Source organism: Crystallibacter degradans (assembly GCF_012952295.1).
In the GTDB taxonomy this organism is placed as follows: Bacteria; Actinomycetota; Actinomycetes; order Actinomycetales; family Micrococcaceae; genus Crystallibacter; species Crystallibacter degradans.
Genome location: NZ_JABBCH010000001.1, coordinates 696,849 through 718,196, shown reverse-complemented (window position 1 = coordinate 718,196; position 21,348 = coordinate 696,849). Strand labels below are relative to the sequence as shown.

The window sequence follows — 21,348 nt, the reverse complement described above, 5'->3', positions numbered from 1 at the left end:
AACCGGGCACCGGCCTCTGGAACAGTGGCTTTGGCAGATTCCTTGAACGTGCCAATTGCCGGACTGACTGTCACTATAGTGGACGGTGCCCTGCGGTCCGCAGCGTGTCCGCAAGATGCGGCAAAGCGTTATCAAGCCTCTATCTGCGCCGCGGCGACGGTTGTGCCTGCTACGTGTCCCGGACCCGGACCGCTGATTCACGCAGGTATTGGTCCACGCGGGTGTAGGCATCGCGGGTCAGGGCACGCCACAGTTCCACAGCAAGCCGGGGGTCTTCTTCCTGCAGCTCGTCTATGGCTTCGGCGGTCAAGATCTTCACTTCAACCGGTCCTTCCGCCTTCTCCGTGGTCTCCTGCCGGTCTTCGCTGCCCAGGGCGAGTTCGCCGAAAGTCATCCCGGCGCTGAGCGTGGACAGCCTGACGCGTGCGCCGTCCGGCCCGGTGGCGATGGTATTGACCTTGCCCGAGATGATGAAAAAGACACCGCCGAAACGCTGTCCCACCCGGCGGACGATGCCGCCGTCGTGGTAGGTGCGGGTTTCCATCCGCGACTCCAATGCCGCGATATCGTCTGGGCTCAGCGTACTCATCGCCGGCGATTCGGCCACCGGGACCCTGGCCGGCGGCGACCAGCCCGGATTGTGCAAGGAAATCAGGCGGTTTTCCGCATACTCGACGGCGGCATTGCGGGTATCGAAGCTGCGCACCTTGGCGTCGGGAGCGGCGAAAAGGTCCTTGAGGGACTCTTCCCGGTCGACCAGCACGAGTTCCTTTCCAGCGGCGGCAAGATTCCGTTGCAGGCGGGGCAGCAACCGGTGCGCAACGCCGCCTGCCTCGCCTACCCGGCGCAAATCCAGGATGACCAGCTCGACGGCGGAGTCCAGCCCTGCGATGGCCCGCACCGTCGATTCTGTACCGGCAAACAGCAGGTCTCCGTTCAGTTCGATCACCCGGGCGCGGTGGCCATGCTCGCGCAGTGTCAGAGCGGCCTCGTCGTCGCGGCGTATTCCCGAGGGCGAGGCAGCGATGTCGTAGGAGGCGCGGATGGCGGAACGCCCGGCGCGGGCAGAGCGGACAAAGTGCATTTCCATCTCATCCGAGAGACGCTGGCTGGTGGCGATGCCCCGTACACTGCCGCCATGTTCATCAAGCGGCGGCGAGAAGACAGCCAGCCCGGCCTGTCCGGGGAGCACAGCTATGGTGCCGCCGCCCACCCCGGACTTGGCAGGCATCCCCACGTGGCTGACCCAGTCACCGGCGTCGTCGTACATCCCCGAAGTCATCATCACTGAAAGCACGCGCTCCACCGGGCCGATGTCCATGACGCTCACGCCGGTCACGGGGTTGGTGCCGCTGTTGGCGAGCGTGGCCGCCATGATGGACAGATCCCGGCAAGTGACCTGGACCGAGCATTGCCGCAAGTAATTTTCCAGGACAGCAGTGGGATTGTCTTCGATGATGTTGAAGGAGCTCAGGAGGTAGGCCAGTGCGTGGTTGCGGTCACTGTTGCGGAACTCCGCTTCAAAGATCTTTTCGCTGACAGCCAGGTCCCTGCCCGCGAAGTCGGAGTAGGCGCTGACGATGCGTTTGATTGCGGACCTGCCACCGGAGCCCTTGACCAGTGAAGTTACTGCCAGCGCGCCCGCATTGATCATGGCGTTTGCGGGTCGGCCAGTACCGGCGGCCAGCGAAATCTCGTTGAACGGATCTCCGGACGGCTCCACATCCACTTTCTCGTCCACCGCCGCCATGCCGAGATCCGACAGGGCGAGAGCGTAGGTGAATGGCTTGGAGATCGACTGCATGGTGAATTCCTTGCGGGAATCACCGACTTCATAGACATAGCCGTCCACGGTGGCGAGGCAGATACCGAAGTTATCCGGGTCTATCGTCGCCGAGGCAGGCCCGACGCTGTAGGGGAGGCCATGCCTGAGCTGCGAGATTTCGGTATGGAGGCTGCGCAGGTAGCTCTCGATCGGAGATTCCATGGGCAACAGCCTATTGGCAATGTGGAAACCCGATTGGCAGCCATCAGGCCCCGGCGTCGAACGGCGGGTCAGCGGGAACTGATGGACTCGAACTTCCGGATGGCCAGCGGCACGAAGACCAGCAGCATCACGGCGATGCCGATGAACACGGTGACGAACGGGTGCTGCAGCGTCCACGCGGTGGGCTCCGGGAATTCCGCATAGGTGTTGCCGAACAGCTGGCGGGCCGAGGCCACCAGCGCGGAGACCGGGTTCCATTCGGCGATGACGCGCAGGATGTCCGGCATGGTGTGGATGGGCACGAAGGCGTTGGAGATGAAGGTCAGCGGGAACAGGATCATGAACGAGGCGTTGTTGATGATCTCCGGGCTGCGGACGCTCATGCCCAACAGGGCCATGACCCAGCTGAAGGAGTACGAGAACAGCAGCAGGATGGCGACCCCGCCGAGGAAACCCCAGAACGACGTCGTTACCCGCCAGCCGACCGCCCAGCCCGTTGCCATCATGATCAGCATGGAGATGGAGTTGATGGCCAGGTCCCCGTTGGTGCGCCCTACGAGGACCGCGGCCGGGCTCATGGGCAGGGTGCGGAACCGGTCGATGATCCCGTCCTTAAGGTCCTGTGCCATCGCCGCGCCCGAGAACGTGGAGCCGAAGATGACCGTTTGGGCGAAAATGCCGGCCATCAGGAACAGCGTGTAGTTGTCGATGGCCATGGCGCCGCCGTAGACCTGGCTGAAGAGCAGCACGAACATGATCGGCTGCAGGATGGTGAAGACCAGGATTTCCGGCACGCGTTTGATCTTGACCAGGTTCCGGCGGGTGGCGATCCAGCCGTCCGATACGAACTGGCCGAAGCTGCTGCCGGTGCTGGCCAGGGCCGATGTGGAGCCGGGCTGGGTGAGGGTGGTCATTTCGCGTCCTCCAGTTGCGTCTTGGCGCGCTGCGAGCCGGTGCCGGTGCCGGCACCGCCGTCGTCGTCTGCGTCGGTTTCCGCCTTGCGGCCGGTGAGTTTGAGGAAAACATCGTCCAGCGTGGGGCGGCGCATGCCGGCGTCGTGCAGCTGGATTTTCACCTCGCCGAGGTCCGCGAGTACATACTGCAGCGCGCGCGGCCCGTCCGTCACCGGCACTTCCACCACGCGCCCGTCTCCGGAGACCTGGGCCTCGCCCTCGCCGTGCCGGGCCAGAATGCCGACCGCCGTCCCGGCGTCCGCCTCGTCCACCAGCGTGACAACCACGCGGTGGCCGCCGATCTGCGCCTTGAGCTCGTCCGCGGTGCCCTCGGCGATGACCCTGCCGCCGTCGATCACGGCAATGTCGTCCGAGAGCTGGTCCGCCTCCTCCAGATACTGCGTGGTCAGCAGCAGGGTGGTGCCCTCGGCCACGAGGTTCTTGATCACGCCCCAGAGCGCGAGCCGGCTGCGCGGGTCCAGCCCGGTGGTGGGCTCGTCCAAAAACAGGATCTTGGGGTTGATCACCAGGGCGCCGGCGAGGTCGATCCGCCGCCGCATGCCGCCGGAAAACCCCTTGACCGGACGGTTGCCGGCTTCGGTCAGTTCGAACTGGTCGATCAGTTCCTGCGCCCGGCGCCGCGCCGTTTTGGCGCCGAGGTGGTAGAGCCGGCCGACCATTTCCAGGTTCTCGAAGCCGGTCAGGTTCTCATCAACCGCCGCATACTGTCCGGCGACGCCGATGATCCGGCGCACGTCCTTCGGCGCGGCGGCGACATCGATTCCGTCGATATGCGCGCTACCGCGGTCCGGTTTGATGAGTGTGGTCAAGACCTTAACGGCCGTGGTTTTGCCGGCACCGTTGGGCCCGAGCAGGGCCTTGACCGTGCCGCGCGGGACGGAAAGATCCAGCCCGTCCAAGGCATGGACTGCGCCGGTTTTCGTCTTGTAGATCTTGGTCAGGCCGCGGGCCTCGATGATCGTCATGGTGGCATCTTAGAAAAGGCCGGGTGGGTTCGGAAAGGGAATTGAGGACAGTTCCGGTCCTCATGCCGGCCGGAATCATCGTGGTGCCGCCGTCGCACTATGGTGTGGGCCGCCGTCGTACGCCCTCGCTCTTTCTACGGGCTCCCGGTTAGGGACGCCTCCGGGGCAGACCTCTTAGCGACCGTCGGCCAACGCGCCGGCCGACTCCGAAAGTTCCGGCATCGGGCTGTCCGCTGCTTGATGTTCCGTCGCCGGATGCTCCGCTGCCTGATGGCCGGCCGTCTGGTCGTCCGCGGGTTTGCGGACAAAGAAAGCTGCCACCACGGCGAAGACCGAGATGATCGCGCCGGCCAGGAACGCGGCACGCACGCCGCCGGCCACCGCCACGTTACCCGCCGAACCGTCCGCGGCCAACGCGGCGGACTGGATCGACATGACGGTCACGAACAAAGCCGTCCCGACGGCGCCCGCCACCTGCTGGACCGTGCCGATGATCGCGCTGCCGTGCGAGTACAGTTCCGGCTTCACCGCGCCCAGGCCGGCGGTGAACAGCGGGGTGAAGAGCAGGGCCAGACCGATGCTCAGGACAATGTGCGCGGCCAGCAGCGTGAAGGGCGAGGTGTTCTCGGTCAGCGTGGAGAGGAACCACAGCACCGCACTGACCAGCGTTGTTCCCGGCACCAGCAGGACGGTCGGCCCGAACCTGTCGTAGAGCCGGCCGACAAACGGCGCCAGCAATCCCATGAGGAGCCCGCCGGGCAGCAGCATCAGGCCGATCTGGAACGGTTCGAGCCCAAGCACCTGCTGCATGTAGATAGGGAGCAGGATGATGGTGCCGAACAGGGCCGCCATGCTGATGACCATCAGGCCCACGGCGACCGCAAAGGTGCTGGAGCGGAAGGTGCGCAGATCCAGCAGCGCGCGGTCCCGCCGCTGGAGCCTCAGCTGGCGCAGGATGAAGGCGGACAGGGCCACGAGCCCCACACCGAAGGAGATCCACATGGGCATTGCGGACACAGCCTCACCCGCCTCGCCGGAGCCCTGGCCGACCAGGCTCAGACCGTAGATCAGGCCGCCGAAGCCGAACGCGGAGAGCACCACGGAGAGCACGTCCAGCGGGACCGGCCTCGGTTCGGTGACGTTGTCCACCCGCCGGTTGCCGATGATCAGCATGGCGACGGCGATCGGCAGCACCAGCCAGAACATCCACCGCCAGGACAAGGCGTTGAGGATGATGCCGGAGATGGTCGGACCGATGGCCGGCGCCACGGAGATGACAATCGAGACGTTGCCCATGGTCTTGCCGCGCTCGGCCGGGGCCACCAGGGTCATCAGGGTGGTCATCAGCAGCGGCATCATGATCGCGGTGCCGGTGGCCTGGACAATCCGGCCCAGCAGCAGGAGTTCGAATCCGGGCGCCATAGCGGCGATCAGCGTGCCGGCGGAGAAGAGCGACATGGCGGCGGTGAAGACCGGCCGGGTGTTGAAGCGCTGCAGCAGGAAGCCGGTGATCGGGATGACCACCGCCATGGTCAGCATGAACGCCGTGGTCAGCCACTGGGCGGCGCGCGCGGTGATCCCGAGGTCGTCCATCAGCTCCGTCAGGGCGACACTCATGATCGTCTCGTTCAGGATGACCACAAAGGAGGCAGCCAGCAGCAACCGGATCACCCGGTTGTTCCGGCGCGTATGGTCGGCGCCGTCGCTTCCCGGTCCGGGTACTGGCGCGGCGCCGGGATTTACGACGGCGGGTTCGGCCGGGGACTGTTGACTCACGGAAGGTATCCTCTAATGGTTTTTGTGGGAAGCGGTGCCTGCGCGAGGCGGCGACAGCAAGACTAACCAGCATAGTGGGAGCAGTATTCCCGCCGGTCCCAAAAGGGGGCGCACCCCACATAAGATGCCCCACTTAAGCGAGGTATGCACCGCCGGAAAATCCAACGGTGCATACCTATATATAGGAGCGCGTATATATAGGAGCGTCCCTATATAGCTGTTCCGGCTGTTCGGCCGTGGGCCTTACGCGGTGAAGTAGCCGTCTACCGGCATCCAGCTGGTGGGGTGCACCTTGGTGCCCTCGCCCGGGTTCAGGGCGCTGATCATCTGGCCGCCACCGAGGTAGATGCCGATGTGGCTTCCACCGTTCTGGAGCACCAGGTCGCCCGGCTTCGGGTTGCTGGTCGGGGTCAGAGCCCCGGCCTGAGCCGTGGTGACGCGGGGCAGGTCGATGCCGTGCTGGGCGTAGACCCACTGCACGAAGCCGGAGCAGTCCCAGCCGCTGGTCGAGGTGCCGCCCCAGACGTACGGGGTGCCGACCATGGACTTGGCGGTGCCGACGATGCCCGAGGTGCTGGCCGTGCTGGTGGAAGCAAGCTCGATGTTGGCGCTAGCTGCAGCAACAGTGAACGCTTCTTCCTGCGGTGCGGCCTGGGTGGCCGGTGCCTCGGCGGGTGCCGGGGCGGCCGGAGCAGCCTGGGCGGCCGGGGCCTGTGCGGCGCCGGAGAGCTGGATGACATCGCCCGGGTAGATAACCGAAGCAAAGCCGAGGCCGTTGGCGGCGAAGACATCGTTCAGCTCAACGCCGTGCTGCGCGGCAATGTTGCCAAGGGTGTCGCCAGCCTTGACGGTGTGGGTTGCAGCGTCCTCCGAGGAGGCCGGTGCGGGCGCCGGAGCTGCGGCCGGAGCGGCAACAGCCTCAGCCTGGGCCGTTGCGGCGAAGTCGCTGGAAGATACGTCGGACGCTGCGTTGGCAGGCAAGCCGGCGCCGAGCATCAGGCCACCGGCAGCGGTGACAACTGCGGCACTGCGGCCAACGGTACCTGCGTGGGACGATACGGCCTTCGAAACTCCGCTGAACGGGTTGCTGTGGACCGGGGTTGCACGATGGCGTGCGGAAGTGTTCTTGAACAAGGTTGTAGCCTCTCCCAATGCCTGCGAGGTAAGCTGTCGGGTTCGGATGGGAGTCACCCGGCCGCGTTCCACCTCGGAAAATCGCTCCGTGGTGAAGTGCGGCTTAACCCCAAGGGCTCTGGAGGGAGCCCGGTAAACGTGGGTCCCCCGCCTCTGCCATCTGTCTAGCGAACGGACTCGGAACGGTGGCAGAGTTAGGCAAAGCCATTCCGAGGGGGCCGGCCCAGGAAGCGCCGACGTGGTTGCCACCCTACATAACGGATTGGTAACTCCGCAAAACGGACGCGCCGTCAATGGCGGTTTTGGGGGTGGTTTGGTGCTAGTGGAGGCCCGGTGGATGCGTTCGGGCGGTGGCGCTGTTCCGTAGTAATCTTGCCGGATGATCCGTCGAAGCTTTGCCCTCGTGTTTGTGTTGTTTTCCCTGCTCATCACGGGGTGCAGCCAAGTTGAACAGGCCGCCGCCGATGCGGCCAATGAAGCCGTTTCCGGTGCCAAGGATGCGGCCGGCCAGGCCGCCTCTGATGCTGTGTCGGGAATCACATCGGCTGCTGTCGACGAAGTGCTCCAGCAGGTCTGCAAACCTGTGGCGGATGGCACGATCAGCGCGGGGGAGAAGCAACTGCTTTCCGGCCTCGTCGGTGCCGCTGAACAGGCCGGGGTGCCCGCCGAAATTACGACGCCGATGGGTGACATTGCGCAGGCCGGAGACCAGGTGCCGGCCGAGTCTGTGAACGCACTGCAGGACGCCTGCGCCAACGCCAGCAGCTAGCGCCAACGCCACCAACTAGCGCTAGAGCAGCCGGAACCAATCCCGAGCGTCGGCCTGGAATTTTGCCGGGTGAAGGCCTGCGGCGTCCTGCGGGATGGCGCCGAGGAACGGCACGTCCACACTCTGCAAGTACCGCAGATTGTCCTCTTCCACCGCGCTTGGTTCCACCGGCCAGGAACCGATGACCAGCCCGGCGGCTGCGAGGTTTCGGGTTTCCAGGGCCTCCAGCGTGAGCAGAGTGTGGTTCAGCGTGCCCAGTCCGCTGCGGCAGACAACGACGACGCCGGCACCGCCAACATCGGAGTTCCCCATCGCGGCCGCGAGGTCTGCGAGGGTCCTGCCCTCGCCGTCGAGTTCCACGAGGAGCCCGCCGGCGCCTTCCACCAGGACATGGTCCGATTCCGCAGCCAGCTGCTCAATGTGCCGGACGTGGTTCGCGAGGGAAGGCAGCGCCGCCCCTTGCCGCGCAGCAGCAGCCACCGGGGCCATCGGCTCGAGCAGCCGGATGCCTTCGGTCACCCTAGCCGCACCGGAGAGCCGGCGCACTTCGTCTGCGTCGCCCGGTTCGCCGTCACCAACCCCCGTCTGAGCCGGCTTGTAGACCGAAACGGTGCCCGGTAAGGCGGTGGCGAGCGCCGCCGTCGTTATCGTCTTGCCGACGCCGGTGTCGGTGCCGGTGACGAAAATGACCTGCGGCAGGCCGGTGAGACTGGCCTGACTGGACGGGGTGGGAGCCTCCGTCACTTTTCCTCCCGTTCCACCGTGACGGTGAGGGGCGTTTGGAAGGACAGCAGGCGCAGCCATTCGGGTTCCGGCCCGGTGAGTCCTACCGAGGGCAGGGCCCGGGCCGTTTCCTCAAGCACCAGCACGGTTTCCAGCTCGGCCAGTTTGGCGCCCAGACAGCGGTGCAGGCCATGCCCGAACGCCAGCGAATACGCGGTTCCGCCGGTGTCCAGGGGATGGTTGCCGCTGAGCTCGAGCAGGATTTCCGCGCCGGCGGGGAGTTCCGTGCCGCCCAATCGGGTGTCGCGGCCAACGGCGCGCCGCCAGGTATGTACGGAGGATTCGGTGGCCAGCACCTGCCGCACGAACGGCGCGGCTCCGGTCCTGCTCCCGTTCGTGGCGCCCGCCCCGGCTCCGGCCCCTGCCCTGGCGCCGGCCGCGAGGTGCTGCCAGCGTCCCGGTTCCTGCAGGGCGCGGTAGAACGACGTGCCGATCAGCTGCGCCGTGGTTTCCTGCCCCGCGATGACCAGGAAATAGCCCAGCGAGCAGATCTCCGACGGCGTAAGCCCGGCGGCATCGAGTACGCCGAAGAGCGACGCGGTGCCGCGGCTGGCGGCCACTTCGCCGCGCAGCCAGCCGTAGAACTCGGCGGCACTCTCCGCCAGGGCCGGCTGGCGGTCCTCGGCCGGCCAGCCCCAGAACAGCTCGAGCGAGTCCCTGCTCCAGCGTTTGAGGATGTCCAGGTCGGGGCAGCGGACGCCGGTCAGCTCCGCCATGATGACCGGCGGAACGTGCTTGGCCACCGCATCGGCCAGATCCACCGGCCCGTGGTGCAGCAGTTCAGCGGTCGCAGCGGTGCGTTCCCGGGTCAGCTCCCGCACCCGCGGCCCGATGGCGGCGACTTTCGCGGGGGTGAAAAAACCCGCCACCAGCTTTCGCACATCGCGGTGCTTGGTTCCGGTAGCCGACGCCAGCACCGGCGGCAGGGCGAAGCGGGCGCGGCTGAGGATGCGCAGGGCAGCCGGGGCCAGGGGCACCACGGAGGTCAGCGCGTTGGTGGGCAGGAAATCTTCGGTCCGGCGCATCACCTCACGCACTTCTGCCGGATCCGAAACAACGTGGAAGCTCATCGCGCTCCTACCCTTCCGAGGTGCATTGCAGCGTCTATTCCGCCCACCGGTTTAGGCAGAGTTCCTGCCTCCAATCCGGCCACCATGCCGGCCACCAGCCCGGCGGCATGCCGTACCTGTCCCGGTGCCAGGTCCGCGCGGGCAGTCAACCGCAGCCGCGAGATGCCGTCCGGCACACTCGGCGGCCGGAAGCATCCGACCAGGACCCCGGCTTCCTCGAGGCGGGCGGCGAGTTGCGCGGCGTCCTCCGGCCGGCCCACTGGGACCGACTGCACAGCTCCGGCGGCCTGCTCGACGCCGCACGCCTGGGCAATGATGGCCGCATTGCCGAGCACGGCCTGTGCCAGCGACGGGTCGGCGGCGATGATCCGGCAGGCCTCGGCCGCGGCAGCGGCTGCAGCCGGGGCCAGCCCGGTATCGAAAATGAAACTGCGGGCAGTGTTGACCAGGTGCGCGCGCAGTGCGGCCGAACCGAGTACCGCGCCGCCTTGTGCGCCGAGCGCCTTGGACAAGGTCGCCGTGAGCACCACGTGCTCCGCGCCAGCCAGTCCGGCCGCGTGGACGGCGCCGCGGCCGCCGCCGGCAACGCCGATTCCGTGCGCCTCGTCGACCACCAGCAGGGCGTCGTGATTGGCGCAGATGCGCGCAGTTTCTCTCAGCTCCGCCGCATCGCCGAGCACCGAGTAGACCGATTCAACAACGACGACGGCGCGCGGCTGGCCTCGGCTGCCCAGCAACCGGTCCAGCGCGGCGAGATCGCCATGGGCAAACACTTCCACGGGGGAGCGGGAGAGCCGGGCGCCGTCGATCAGTGAGGCGTGGCAGTGTTCATCCCGGACGATCAGCGTGCCGGGGCCTCCGAGCGCGGTGAGGATGCCGAGGTTCGCCGCGTAGCCGCTGGAGAACGCCAGGGCGGCGGGCTGGCCGGTCAGCCGGCAGAGCTCTGCTTCGAGTTCCGCGTGCACCGGCTGCGTCCCGGTGACCACCCGGGACGCGCGGGCGCCCGTGCCGAAGCGCCCGATAGCGTCGATGCCGGCGGCCTGTAGCCGGGGATCGGTGGACAGGCCCAGATAATCGTTGGAGGCCAGATCCAGCAGCGTGTCCCGGGCGGCCGAGTCGCTGGCGGCCGCGTTCCGGACGGTTGTGTTCCCTGCCGTGGTGTTCCGTGCCGTTGTGTTCCGCACTGTTCCGCGCCGGGCACGCACGTGGGCCTGCTCCCTGAGCCACTGCTGCATCGCGCCCATCAGCCGTACACCCGGCCGACGGCGGCGGTGATCCCGGCGCCGATGGCGGCGATATCCTCCGCCGAGGAAATATAGGGCGGCATGGTGTAGATCAGGTCGCGGAACGGGCGCACCCACACACCTTGCGCCAGCGCGGCGCGGGTGATGGCGGGAATGTCCACCGGCCGGTCCAGCTGCACCACCCCGACGGCGCCAAGCACACGGACATCGCGGACCGATTCCAGGCCGGCAGCCGGTGCCAGTGCGGCGGACAAGCCCTGCTGGACGTGCTGCACCTGCTTCTGCCAGTTGGCGGATTCCAGCAGGTCCAAGGACGCGGTGGCCACCGCACAGGCCAGCGGATTGGCCATGAAGGTGGGTCCGTGTAGCAGCGCGCGGAACTCCGAGGCCGTGATGGCGGCAGCCACCTCGCCGGAGCACAGCAAGGCGGCGAGGGTCAGGTACCCGCCGGTCAGTGCCTTGCCCACGCACATCACGTCCGGTGCGACGCCGGCCCACTCGGACGCGAACAGCCGGCCCGTGCGGCCGAAGCCGGTGGCGATCTCATCGAAAATCAGCAGCAGTCCATGCTCGTTGGCCACCCGGCGCAGGGTCCGCAGGCACTCCGGGGCGTAGCTGTACATTCCGCCCGCGCCTTGCAGCACCGGCTCCACGATGATGCCGGCCAGCTCGCCGGCATGCCGCACCGCCGTCTCTTCCAGCTCGGCGATCCAGCCGGACACCTCGGACGCCTCGGCGACCAGTTCGCCGTCGTTGTTCAGCCGCGCCGCAGGCGGCCGCGGCAGGAAGTGCTGCTGCGCGACGAGGCCGGGGAACGCGGTGTGCATGCCGTCCACCGGATCGCACACGCTCATCGCCGCGAAGGTGTCGCCGTGGTAGCCGCCGCGCAGGGCCAGGAACTGCTGGCGGCCGGGCCTGCCCATGGCTGCCTGGTACTGCACCGCCAGCTTCAGGGCCACCTCCACCGAGACGGAGCCGGAGTCCGCGAAAAACACGTGTTCCAGCGGATCCGGCGCCAGCTCCACCAGCTGCTCAGCGAGCCGGACGGCCGGCTCGTGGGTGAGTCCGCCGAACATGACATGGCTGAATTGCTCCGTCTGCCGGCGGACCGCCTCATCCAGGACCGGGTGCCGGTAGCCGTGGATGGCGGACCACCAGGAACTCATCGCGTCAACCGCCTCGAAGCGCTCGCCGTCCGCGGCCTGAAGCAGGAGCCGGACTCCCGAAGCTCCCGTGACGGCGTAGGGATCCGGACCGTCCAGCGGGGCGTAGGGATGCCAGAGCAGGCCGCGGTCGCGGGCGATGAGCGACGGCGCAGCGGAGGCTGTCTTGTCCAGAATGCGTGCAGCGGCGGCTGTTCCGACCGGAAACTCGATCGGCCTGCCCGGCGTGGCGGTTACGGTGCCCAGGGCCGTCTCAGACATTGGGGGCGAGTTCCGTACCGGCGCCGCGGCGGCGGATGGTGACCTGCCCTGCGGAAGCCGGGGCACCGCCGTCGTTGTTTGTCTGCGGGGTACCTGACGCAGCGGACCCAGGGGACACAGCACTGGAAACAGCGGACCCGGTGCAATCGGTGGACCCTGTGGAAGAATCCGGGCCGGCGCCCAGGACCACGAACCCGTTGTCGGCAATCATGTCCAGATCGGCCTTGGCCTCCTGGCCTTCGCTGGTGAGGTAGTCGCCGAGGAACAGCGAGTTGGCCACCTGCAGGGCCAGCGGCTGCAGCGAACGCAGGTGCATTTCTCGGCCACCGGCCATGCGGAGCTCGGTGGCCGGGCAAGCGAAGCGGATCATCGTTAGGATCCGTAGGCAGTGCGCGGGCGTCAGCAGCCAGGTGCCTTCCAGCGGTGTGCCCTCGAACGGCATCAGGAAGTTGACCGGGATCGAATCGCTGTCCAACTCGCGTAGCGCGAAGACCGCGTCGATCAGTTCGTCGTCGGTTTCGCCCATGCCCACGATCAGGCCCGAGCAGGGGGAGAGCCCGGCGTCCTTGGCATGCTCAACGGTGCGCACGCGGTCGGAGTATTCGTGGGTGGTGCAGATGTCCGCGTAGTTCGATTCGCTGGTATTCAGGTTGTGGTTGTAAGCGTCGACACCGGCGTCCTTGAGCTTGGAGGCCTGGCCGTCCTTGAGGATGCCGAGGCAGGCGCAGACCTCCACCTGCGGGTGCTCATCCTTGAGCCCCTCCACCATGGAAGCCACCCGGTCGACATCCCGATCGGTGGGGCCCTTGCCGCTGGCCACCAGGCAGACGCGGGAGGCGCCGGCACGGATCCCGGTGGCGGCTTGCTGCACGGCTTCCTCGGGCTTGAGCCAGGTGTACTTGAGGATTTGCGCGGCGGAACCAAGGCGCTGGGAGCAATAGGTGCAATCCTCGGGGCAGAGGCCTGATTTGAGGTTCACCAGATAGTTGACCTTGACGGTGTTGGCGAAGTGCGCGCGGCGCAACCGGCCCGCGGCGGCCACCACGTCCAGAAGCTGATCGTCGGTGGAGTGCAGGACGGCGAGGGCTTCCTCGCGAGTCAGGGTGCCGCCGGCCAGTTGCCGGTCGGCCAGGTCTTGAAAGTAATTGAACACCGTTCAAGTGTGTTGAGGCGCACAGGTTCTGTCAACAAAGATTGAACAGTGTTCAGGATTGTGACGTGCGCAGGGCGGGCGCCGTTCATGACTTGCTGCTCACAGACGTGCGGCACCACTCAACAGGGGCCTCCGGGTCCCTGAATCGACGGATGGTGTTTTAGCGCTGGGTTTCGGCGTAGAACCATTCGATGTGCTCGCGGAGCAGTTGGGAAGCCCGCTTGCCCTCGCCTGCGGACACCGCAGCCAAGATGCCGTGATGTTGGCCGCGGAGTACATCGGCGACCGGTTCCCACGCCTCGTCGCTGCGGATCGACTCCGCAACGTAGTCACTGATGGACAGGCGCAGCGACTCCATCATCGCCTCGATGACTGCATTGCCGGCGAGCGAGGAGAGCAGGACATGGAAGCGGGCATCGAGCGAATGGAAGTCCGCGCGGGCGAGCTTCGGGTCGTCCATCAACTCCAGCAGTCCCGCGGCCTCGTCAAGCTTGGCCCGGGTTGCCTCGTTCTCCGGATCGATGGTGACGGCCTCGGCGGCTCCGGTTTCGAGCAGGATACGCGTCTGCACGATCTCGCTGACCGTCAACTGTCGGGTTGCCACATGCAGTCGCAGTGCGGCGGCCAGCCCGGATGCGGGCTGGGACACGATGATCGCGCCTGCGTTGGGGCCGGAGCCGGTAGAAGTACGTACCACTCCGAGCACGTCCAGGATGCGGATGGCGTCGCGTACGGATGCCCGGGAGAGCCCGTGTTTTTCGGCCAGTGTCCGTTCGCCGGGCAGTTGATCGCCGAGTTTGAGTGCCCCGGAGCGCAGCTCCGCCTCAATACTTTGGAGCACCGCCTCGTAGGCGCGCGGTGCGGGTTTAGCTATCTTGCTGGTCACTGCTTCATCTTCGCATGCGCAGGCAGCCGGGCACGCCTTGGCAAGGCGTGCCCGGCCGCCGGTGGAGGCGGATGCCTAAGGTAGCATCCAGCCCAGGACCGGTGTCGACTGCAGGTAGACGACGATGCAGAGGACCAGCAACATGCCCACGCTCCAGCCGACGACCTTGCGCAGAATAAGTGATTCCTGCCCGTCGAGCCGGACAGCGGTGGCGGCGATGGCCAGGTTCTGAGGGCTGATCAGCTTGCCGACCACACCACCGGAAGTGTTGGCGGCAACGAGCAGGTTGGGATCTATCCCCGCTTTCAGCCCGGCGGTCTGCTGCAGCTTGGCGAACAGGGCATTGGCCGAGGTGTCGGAACCGGTGACGGCGGTGCCGATCCAGCCCAGAATCGGAGAGAGGAAAGCGAAGAACGCCCCGGTGCCCGCCAGCCAGGTGCCGATGGAGACGGTCTGCCCGGACAGGTTCATCACGTAGGCCAACGCGAGCACGGTGAGGATGGTCAAAGCGGCCCAGCGCATGCGGTGGATCGTGCGCGGGATTTCGGCCAGCGCCGTGCCCACCCGCAGCGGGTAGCGGCCGGCCCCGTCGAAGCGTGAATAGACGACGGCGACGAGCAGTCCGGCGATGAGCAGCAGCGTGCCCGGGTTGGACAGCCATGTGAACTTGTAGATGGTGGATGACACCGGGTCGCCGGCAGCGTCTACTACGTTCCCGTACAGCAGCGGCCACGGCACCGCGATGTCGGTGGAGGCAAGCCACCCCGGGATGTCCACGCCGAAGGTCCAGAGTTTGGCTACACCGAAGACCATGATGACGAGGAAGTACGGAAAGAGCGCGAGCCAGGTGCGGACCGGTGTCAGCCGTTCGGCGGCAGAGTCCGTCCCGGGCACGCCGGAACCGCCACCCTGCACGGCGTGGCCAGCGACCGGCACACCGCTGCCAGCGACCGGGACACGACTCGCCCCGACCGGAATCTCCGCGCAGATGCGTTCACGGGCAGCCGTTCTGCCACGCGGCTCCCAGACACGGAGGAACGCCACCGCCGCACCCATGGCGACCAGTGCGGCCACCACATCGGTGAGTTCGTAGGAGAAGTAGTTCGAGCAAAGGAACTGGGCGAGGCCGAACGAGAAACCGATGACCAGGGCCGCAGGCCAGCAGTCCTTGAGCCCCCGCTTCCCGTCCAGGATCAACAACAGGATCAGGGGAACGACGAACGCCAGCAGCGGGGCCTGCCGGCCGACTACGGCGCCGATATGGTCGGCATCCAGCCCGGTCAGTCCGGCGGCGGTGGTGATCGGGATCGCCACCGCACCGAAGGCGACGGGAGCGGTGTTGGCGACCAGCACGGCGGCGGCGGCGCGCAACGGAGCCATGCCCAGCGCGAGCAGCATCGTGGCGGTGATCGCGACGGGCGCCCCGAACCCGGCGAGCGCCTCGAGCAGACCACCGAAGCAGAAGGCGATGAGGATGGACTGCAGCCGCACGTCGCCGCGGCCGATCACATCGAATACCCGCCGCAGGTCTTCGAAGCGGCCGCTGATGACCGTAACTTGGTACAGCCACACGGCCATCACCACGATCCAGACGACGGGGAACGCGCCGAAGACCGCTCCGAGCCCACCGGACATCAAGGCCAAGCCCGCGGGCATCTGGAAGACCAGAATGGCGACCAGCAGTGCCACGAGCAGGGACACCAGCCCGGCCACGTGCGACTTCGTCTTGACGACGGCGAGCAGCACGAAGAAGGTCAGCAGCGGTAACAGCGAGACTATGGCCGAAAGCGCGACGCTGCCGGCTAGCGGATCAGTGGTAGGGGTAAATGTCTCCACAGGTTTTCCTTCGCATTGTGGGGCACGAGACCGGGCAGTTGGTCGGACCACTATGGTCCGACCACGTAAGCATAACGCATTCCCGCGGATTCTGTGAGGGGCATCACGAAGATGGGGCTGACCTGCGGCATTGGACGCGAAGCGTGGCGCAAGGACAGTAACGGGGGAGCGGGCGCGCCGGTTAGCGGCCGTTACGGCATGATGGAACAGGACGATGCTTGACCTCGGCGTACGGATCAGGAGCAATGGATGAGTCTCACCCGCCGGCAGATTGTGGATGCAGCCATGGACATCCTGCGCCATTACGGCCTCGGCGACCTGTCCATGCGGCGGCTTGCCCGTGATCTGGGGGTCCAGCCCGGCGCCCTGTATTGGCACGTGAAGAACAAGCAGGACCTGCTGGGTGTGCTGGCCGAACAGATTTTGGCGGAGGTGGACGCGGATACCGTTGACCCCGCAGCCACGGACGGCGACCCGGTCCGTCGGTTGGCCGCGGACATCCGCACCGCGCTGCTGGCCGTACGGGACGGTGCCGACGTGGTGTCGCTGGCGCATGCGCTGAATCCGGAGGCGCTTCCGGCGATCGCCACCCTGCGTACGCTTCTGCAGGATGCCGGCCTGACCGACCAGCAGACGCGCTGGGGCGCCCGCACGCTGACCCATTTCATTCTCGGCGCCGTCGCGGAGGAGCAGACCCACGCTGATCTTTCCGCGGCCGGATTGTTGCCGGAAAACGTACGCCAGGACAACGACGACGAGGCCTTCCTCTTCGGCGTGGACGCCGTCCTGGCCGGATTGCGGGCCCGCTAGGAGCAGTCAGTCCCGGATGCGGACGGCGGTTTCGCGCAGGTACTGGTCCACTCTGATGTAGGCATCGCGGGTCAGCGCCTTCCATAACTCCAGCGCCAGCCGCGGGGCGTCTTCTTCAAGCGCGAGGATTTCGTCGGCGCTGAGCACCATCAGCTCCACCGGGCCCACGGCCTTGACCGTGGTTTCCTGCCGGTTCTCGCTGCCCAGGGCCAGTTCGCCGAAGGTCATGCCGGCGGAGAGCGTACTGAGTTTGACCCGCGTTCCGTTCGGTCCCGGCACGGACGTGGTGATCTTGCCCGAGACAATGAAGAACACGCCGCCGAACCGCTGGCCCACGCGGCGGATCACGTCGCCGTCGTCGTACGTTTTGGGTGCCATCCGCTGCTCGAGCGCCGCGGCGTCCTCCTCGCTGAGGGAGCTGAGTGCGGGGCTGTCCGACGGCTGCACCGCATCCGGCAGCTCGAGGTCGCCGCCGTACCGGGCGATGAGCTGGTTCTCGGACCACTCCACCGCGGCGCTGCGGGTGGTGAAGGTTGGGACTTCGCCGTCGACCTCCATGAAGGACGCCGCCAGCGTGCCTTCGCCGTCGATTAGCACCAGCTGGCGCCCGGCCTCGGTGAGCTGCTCGCGGACGTCGGCGAGCATACGCAGTGCCACCGCGGCCACCTCGTCCACGCGGCGCAGGTCCAGAATGACGTGTTCGACGTCGTCGCTCAAGGCGCTGAGTTCGCGCACCACGGATTCGGAGCCGGCAAAGAGCAAGTCCCCGTTCAGCTCGATGACCATGGCGCGGTGGCCGTGCTCACGCAGTACGTCCGCGGCCTCGTCGGTGCGGCGGATGCCGGAGGGTGAGTCCGTGATGTCGTAGCCGGCGCGGATGGCGGACTTGCCGGTGCGGCCGGCCCGGACAAAGTGCAGTTCCATGTCGTCCGAGAGCCGCTGGCAGGTTTCGATTCCGCGCACACTGGTTCCGTGCGCGTCCAGCGGCGGCGAGTACACCGCCAGTCCCACCTGGCCCGGCAGCACGGCCAGGATGCCGCCGGCCACACCGGACTTGGCCGGCATGCCCACCGAGCTCATCCACGCCCCGGCGTCGTCGTACATCCCGCAGGTGGTCATGACCGACAGTACGCGCTCCACCTCGCCGATCCCGAGCAGGTTCTCGCCGGTCAGGGGGTTGGTGCCGCTGTTGGCCAGCGTGGCCGCCATAATGGACAAATCGCGGCAGTTGACCAGCACCGAGCACTGCCGGAAATAGTCCTCCACAACCGGGTCCGGGTCGGTTTCGATGATGTTGAACGAGCGCAGCAGATAGGCCAGCGCCTTGTTCCGGTGCCCGTGGGCCAGCTCCGATTTGTACACGCGATCGCTGACGGCAAGGTCCCGCCCGGCGAAGTCGGAGAACATGTTCAGGATCCGGCGGGAACGCGAGTACGGGCCGGCGCTTTTGACTAACGACGTCGCCGCCAGCGCCCCGGCGTTGATCATTGCGTTGGAGGGCCGGCCGCTGCCCTCGGCCAGGGAAATCTCGTTGTAGGCGTCGCCGGAGGGTTCGACGTCGATCTTCTCGTCCACTGCCGCCATGCCGCGGTCCAACAGCGCCAGTCCGTATGTGAACGGTTTGGAGATGGACTGGATGGTGAACTCTTCGCGCGAATCGCCGATTTCATAGACGTAGCCGTCCACCGTGGCCAGGCAGATGCCGTAGTTGTCCGGGTCCACGTCCGCCAGCGCCGGAATGTAGCTGGCGGGTTCGCCGTCCTTAATGCGCGCGATCTCCGCGTGGATGTGCGCCAGGTAGCGCTGGATAGGGGAGTCCATACCGCCAGCCTATGTGCCCGGCCGCTATTCCCCGATATCGCCAGTCAGCGATCCAGATTCATCACGGTTCACCGGTGGCCGCGCCTCTTCAGCCCCTCCTGACTCCGGCCCGGCAGACAGGAGGGGCTGCCGCATGATGCGGCAGCCCCTCAAGGTGTGTCAGTATCGGCCGGTCAGGCGGCCGGCAGATCAGTCGGTTATTCCGCTATTTAATCGGCTGCTCCTCAATTGGTTGCTCCGCTGCGGCTGCCTGAACCTGCGCGCTTTCACCCCTTCGTAACCGCTTCACGAAATTGACCACCATGATGATGATGACAAAGGCGAAGGGGAACGCGCCGATGATCGTGCCGGTTTGAACGGTATCGATCACGGAGGTGCCGCCCAAGGTCAGCAGCGCTACGGTGATGGCCACGATGCTCGCCACCAGTACCACCCGGAAGAGCTTGCTCGGCGTCCGACCCGAGGATACGAACTCTGCCAGGGCATGCACGCCTGAATCCAGGGAGGTGATGTAGTACGTTGCCACAAGGATGGTCGCCACGACCAACAGGATGGTGCCGACAGCGGGGATGTACTCGAGCATCACGAACAGCCCCTGCGAGGTGTCCTGGGCAACCGCGTCCGCGATGGTCCCCTGGTTCGCGTTGTCGTAGTACAGTGCGGCTCCGCCGATGACGCCGATCCAGATCATCACGATCAGGGACGGAACAACGGTGACGCCAAGGACGAATTCCCCGATGGTACGGCCCCGCGAGATGCGGGCGATGAAGGCTCCCACAAACGGGGAGAACGCGATGACCCAGCACCAGATGAAGACCGTCCACCAACCGTTCCAACTGTCCTGCCAGGAGCCGATGCCTTCGGCCGCGATGCCTGAATCCGTCCAGAGGCTCATGGCTAGGAAATTCTGGAAAAATGCGCCGAAGGTCTGCGACAAGGTGGACGCCAGGTAGATGATCGGGCCGAACGCGAACACGGCGACCAGGAGCACGATGCTCAGCACCGAGTTGATCTCGCTGATCCGCTTCATGCCCTTGCTGATGCCGAAGAAAACCGACCCTGCCGTGAGGGCACCCAGGGCCACGATGATCGCAATCCACAGCGGGGCACTGGCATGGATGCCGGTGATGGCGCTGATGCCGGAGGTGAACTGCAAGGTGGCGAAACCAAACGAGGTAGAGAGGCCGAGCACGGTGGCGAGGATCGCGAGCAACTCGATGACCATGCCGGCGCCGCGGCGGGACTTGCGCGGGAAGATATCGACGACGGCGTCGCGGAACGTGAGCTTTTTGCCCAGGTTGTGGTGCGAGTAGGCCAGGCAGATCGCCACAATGCCGTACATCGCCCAGGCTGTCAGGCCCCAGTGGAAGTAGGACCATGCCATCGCCCCGTCCACCGGGCTGGCAGAACCGGCCGGGAACAGGGGATTCTCCTCTTTGAGCATGATGGGCTCGGCAACGGACCAGAAGATCAGTCCAATGCCTTGGCCGCAAGCGAAGAGCATGGAGTACCAGGCGAATTTGCCATACTGGGGCTTGGCATCCGGTCCGCCAAGGCGGATGTGGCGGAACCTGCCGAATGCCAGCCAGCCGCAGACGCCCAGCGCCAGCGCGGAGAAGGCCACGAAGAACCACGTGAAGTATTCGGTGACAAAGGTCCGTGCTGCACCGATGGCGGTGGCAGTTCCATCCGGAACGGCCACGGCGAACGTGAGGATCGAAACCACCAGGACGATGGCGGCCACCTTGATGACAAGGTCGTCGACGCGCCGCTTCTTCTCTTCCTGCGGCTCTGACGGATTCAGGTCAACGTGCTTTACCGCCGGCACTGCCGGCCTCGTCTCATTTTTGCTCAACGTCATTGTCGATCACATCCTGGAATTCAGCATCAAGGGCGGCCGACATGGCGACGGTGGCCCGCTTGAGCAGGATTTCGCCCTTCTCCGCAGTGGCTTGGGCGGCAGATGACAGGCATCCTGACGCCGGCGTCAGTTCCGGACGCACAGGCAGGACATCGTAGTTCGGCAACACCGCCGGCGGCAAATCTTCGACCTTGTTCATCTCCACTTTCTCCGGGTACAGGTGGAGCATCAGCGATGTTTCGAGGACTCCGCCGTGTTCCAGGTCCCACCCGGTGAACCCGTCGGGGTACAGTTCCGCAATCGTCGCTTCGTCAACGAAGTCCCAGTAGGAGAGCAGCATGACCTTCACATCGTTGATCCCGGCCCGCTGCAGTTCCGTGACGGCCAGGTCGACACCTTCATACAAGAACTGGTAGTTCTCGAAATGGCCGTTGATGAAAGCGATTTTCCGCACGCCGTGCCGGGCAAATTCGAGGGTCAGCGTCCGGGCAATGGAAATGACGGTGGACGCATCCAAGCTGGTGGTACCGGGGATGTGGTTTCCGCCGCCTGAACGCTGCTGGGACTTGTAGCCATAGGTGATGGGGGCAGCGACCAGTCCGCCCACGGCTTCGGCTACGTTGCCTGCCATGGCGCGGGAGAGCAGGACGTCCACGTTGAGCGGCATGTGCGGTCCATGCTGTTCGATGGAGCCCACAGGGACGAGGACGGCCGCCTTGCCGTCCGAAATCTTTTCGCGGTAGGTGAAGGAGTCCAACTCCTCCATATAAACACTGTTGCGCATCGTCTCTCCGATTCTTTGCAAGCTGACAGGATGCCCCACCCCGTAAACGTGGCTGCCCGCGTGGAATACAC

General features: G+C 66.1%; 17 protein-coding genes and 1 riboswitch. Of the genes, 2 read left to right on the top strand and 15 right to left on the bottom strand.

Features of this window, described 5'->3' with window-relative positions; translation table 11 throughout:
- Positions 1-169 precede the first annotated feature (169 nt).
- The 5 genes from glsA (HGO92_RS03320) to HGO92_RS03300 form a co-directional block, all read right to left on the bottom strand.
- Positions 170-1,987, bottom strand: a complete 1,818-nt coding sequence (gene glsA / locus HGO92_RS03320) for a glutaminase A (RefSeq protein WP_169991782.1) — start codon at positions 1,985-1,987, stop codon at positions 170-172.
- A 68-nt stretch (positions 1,988-2,055) separates the two neighbouring features.
- Positions 2,056-2,901: an ABC transporter permease gene (locus HGO92_RS03315; protein WP_169991780.1), complete on the bottom strand. Its 846-nt coding sequence runs from the start codon at positions 2,899-2,901 to the stop codon at positions 2,056-2,058.
- Positions 2,898-3,926: an ATP-binding cassette domain-containing protein gene (locus tag HGO92_RS03310; protein ID WP_169991778.1), complete on the bottom strand. Its 1,029-nt coding sequence runs from the start codon at positions 3,924-3,926 to the stop codon at positions 2,898-2,900. The genes HGO92_RS03315 and HGO92_RS03310 overlap by 4 nt, the downstream gene beginning before the upstream one ends.
- 174 nt (positions 3,927-4,100) lie before the next feature.
- Positions 4,101-5,711 carry an MDR family MFS transporter gene (locus tag HGO92_RS03305; protein WP_440915754.1) on the bottom strand — a complete coding sequence of 537 codons (1,611 nt, stop codon included), beginning with the start codon at positions 5,709-5,711 and terminating at the stop codon, positions 4,101-4,103.
- Positions 5,712-5,945: 234 nt separating this feature from the next.
- Complete coding sequence (locus HGO92_RS03300; protein WP_240974348.1) at positions 5,946-6,836, bottom strand: LysM peptidoglycan-binding domain-containing C40 family peptidase; 891 nt, start codon at positions 6,834-6,836, stop codon at positions 5,946-5,948.
- Positions 6,837-6,840: 4 nt separating this feature from the next.
- Positions 6,841-7,016, bottom strand: a riboswitch (cyclic di-AMP (ydaO/yuaA leader).
- A gap of 199 nt (positions 7,017-7,215) precedes the next feature.
- Between HGO92_RS03300 and HGO92_RS03295 the strand changes: the two genes are divergently transcribed.
- Positions 7,216-7,605: a hypothetical protein gene (locus HGO92_RS03295; RefSeq protein ID WP_169991776.1), complete on the top strand. Its 390-nt coding sequence runs from the start codon at positions 7,216-7,218 to the stop codon at positions 7,603-7,605.
- A 21-nt stretch (positions 7,606-7,626) separates the two neighbouring features.
- Here HGO92_RS03295 and bioD read toward each other — a convergent pair whose 3' ends face one another.
- The 7 genes from bioD to HGO92_RS03260 all read right to left on the bottom strand — a co-directional run bounded on the left by bioD (position 7,627) and on the right by HGO92_RS03260 (position 16,001).
- Complete coding sequence (gene bioD / locus HGO92_RS03290) at positions 7,627-8,349, bottom strand: dethiobiotin synthase (RefSeq protein WP_346768833.1); 723 nt, start codon at positions 8,347-8,349, stop codon at positions 7,627-7,629.
- Positions 8,346-9,458: a cytochrome P450 family protein gene (locus tag HGO92_RS03285; protein WP_169991772.1), complete on the bottom strand. Its 1,113-nt coding sequence runs from the start codon at positions 9,456-9,458 to the stop codon at positions 8,346-8,348. The genes bioD and HGO92_RS03285 overlap by 4 nt, the downstream gene beginning before the upstream one ends.
- On the bottom strand, positions 9,455-10,702 hold the full coding sequence (locus HGO92_RS03280; protein WP_169991770.1) for an aminotransferase class I/II-fold pyridoxal phosphate-dependent enzyme: 1,248 nt from the start codon (positions 10,700-10,702) through the stop codon (positions 9,455-9,457). The genes HGO92_RS03285 and HGO92_RS03280 overlap by 4 nt, the downstream gene beginning before the upstream one ends.
- A complete protein-coding gene (locus HGO92_RS03275) occupies positions 10,702-12,126 on the bottom strand; it encodes an adenosylmethionine--8-amino-7-oxononanoate transaminase (RefSeq protein WP_169991769.1) in 1,425 nt (474 codons plus the stop codon). Before HGO92_RS03275 ends, HGO92_RS03280 begins: the two co-directional genes overlap by 1 nt.
- Positions 12,119-13,279 (bottom strand): biotin synthase BioB, encoded by a 1,161-nt coding sequence (bioB, locus tag HGO92_RS03270; protein WP_169991767.1) that lies wholly within the window; start codon positions 13,277-13,279, stop codon positions 12,119-12,121. The genes HGO92_RS03275 and bioB overlap by 8 nt, the downstream gene beginning before the upstream one ends.
- A 160-nt stretch (positions 13,280-13,439) precedes the next feature.
- Positions 13,440-14,165, bottom strand: coding sequence for a FadR/GntR family transcriptional regulator (locus tag HGO92_RS03265; RefSeq protein WP_346768832.1), 726 nt, complete (start codon positions 14,163-14,165; stop codon positions 13,440-13,442).
- 75 nt (positions 14,166-14,240) lie between these two features.
- Positions 14,241-16,001: an L-lactate permease gene (locus tag HGO92_RS03260; RefSeq protein ID WP_346768831.1), complete on the bottom strand. Its 1,761-nt coding sequence runs from the start codon at positions 15,999-16,001 to the stop codon at positions 14,241-14,243.
- Positions 16,002-16,250: 249 nt separating this feature from the next.
- Here HGO92_RS03260 and HGO92_RS03255 point away from each other — a divergent pair, with 249 nt between their 5' ends.
- The gene (locus HGO92_RS03255; protein WP_169991763.1) at positions 16,251-16,811 is read left to right on the top strand and encodes a TetR/AcrR family transcriptional regulator C-terminal domain-containing protein; all 561 of its coding nucleotides are present in this window, start codon (positions 16,251-16,253) and stop codon (positions 16,809-16,811) included.
- Between the two features lie 6 nt (positions 16,812-16,817).
- Here HGO92_RS03255 and glsA (HGO92_RS03250) read toward each other — a convergent pair whose 3' ends face one another.
- The 3 genes from glsA (HGO92_RS03250) to HGO92_RS03240 all read right to left on the bottom strand — a co-directional run bounded on the left by glsA (HGO92_RS03250) (position 16,818) and on the right by HGO92_RS03240 (position 21,259).
- Positions 16,818-18,632: a glutaminase A gene (glsA, locus tag HGO92_RS03250; RefSeq protein WP_169991761.1), complete on the bottom strand. Its 1,815-nt coding sequence runs from the start codon at positions 18,630-18,632 to the stop codon at positions 16,818-16,820.
- Between the two features lie 205 nt (positions 18,633-18,837).
- Positions 18,838-20,493, bottom strand: coding sequence for a BCCT family transporter (locus HGO92_RS03245; RefSeq protein WP_169991759.1), 1,656 nt, complete (start codon positions 20,491-20,493; stop codon positions 18,838-18,840).
- Positions 20,474-21,259, bottom strand: coding sequence for a creatininase (locus tag HGO92_RS03240; protein ID WP_240974347.1), 786 nt, complete (start codon positions 21,257-21,259; stop codon positions 20,474-20,476). Before HGO92_RS03240 ends, HGO92_RS03245 begins: the two co-directional genes overlap by 20 nt.
- Positions 21,260-21,348 lie beyond the last annotated feature (89 nt).

Coding starts and splice junctions, on each gene's coding strand:
- glsA (WP_169991782.1), bottom strand. CDS start 1,987: ATGGAATCTCCGATCGAGAGCTACCTGCGCAGCCTCCATACCGAAATC.
- HGO92_RS03315 (WP_169991780.1), bottom strand. CDS start 2,901: ATGACCACCCTCACCCAGCCCGGCTCCACATCGGCCCTGGCCAGCACC.
- HGO92_RS03310 (WP_169991778.1), bottom strand. CDS start 3,926: ATGACGATCATCGAGGCCCGCGGCCTGACCAAGATCTACAAGACGAAA.
- HGO92_RS03295 (WP_169991776.1), top strand. CDS start 7,216: ATGATCCGTCGAAGCTTTGCCCTCGTGTTTGTGTTGTTTTCCCTGCTC.
- HGO92_RS03285 (WP_169991772.1), bottom strand. CDS start 9,458: ATGAGCTTCCACGTTGTTTCGGATCCGGCAGAAGTGCGTGAGGTGATG.
- HGO92_RS03280 (WP_169991770.1), bottom strand. CDS start 10,702: ATGGGCGCGATGCAGCAGTGGCTCAGGGAGCAGGCCCACGTGCGTGCC.
- HGO92_RS03275 (WP_169991769.1), bottom strand. CDS start 12,126: ATGTCTGAGACGGCCCTGGGCACCGTAACCGCCACGCCGGGCAGGCCG.
- HGO92_RS03255 (WP_169991763.1), top strand. CDS start 16,251: ATGAGTCTCACCCGCCGGCAGATTGTGGATGCAGCCATGGACATCCTG.
- glsA (WP_169991761.1), bottom strand. CDS start 18,632: ATGGACTCCCCTATCCAGCGCTACCTGGCGCACATCCACGCGGAGATC.
- HGO92_RS03245 (WP_169991759.1), bottom strand. CDS start 20,493: ATGACGTTGAGCAAAAATGAGACGAGGCCGGCAGTGCCGGCGGTAAAG.
- HGO92_RS03240 (WP_240974347.1), bottom strand. CDS start 21,259: ATGGAGGAGTTGGACTCCTTCACCTACCGCGAAAAGATTTCGGACGGC.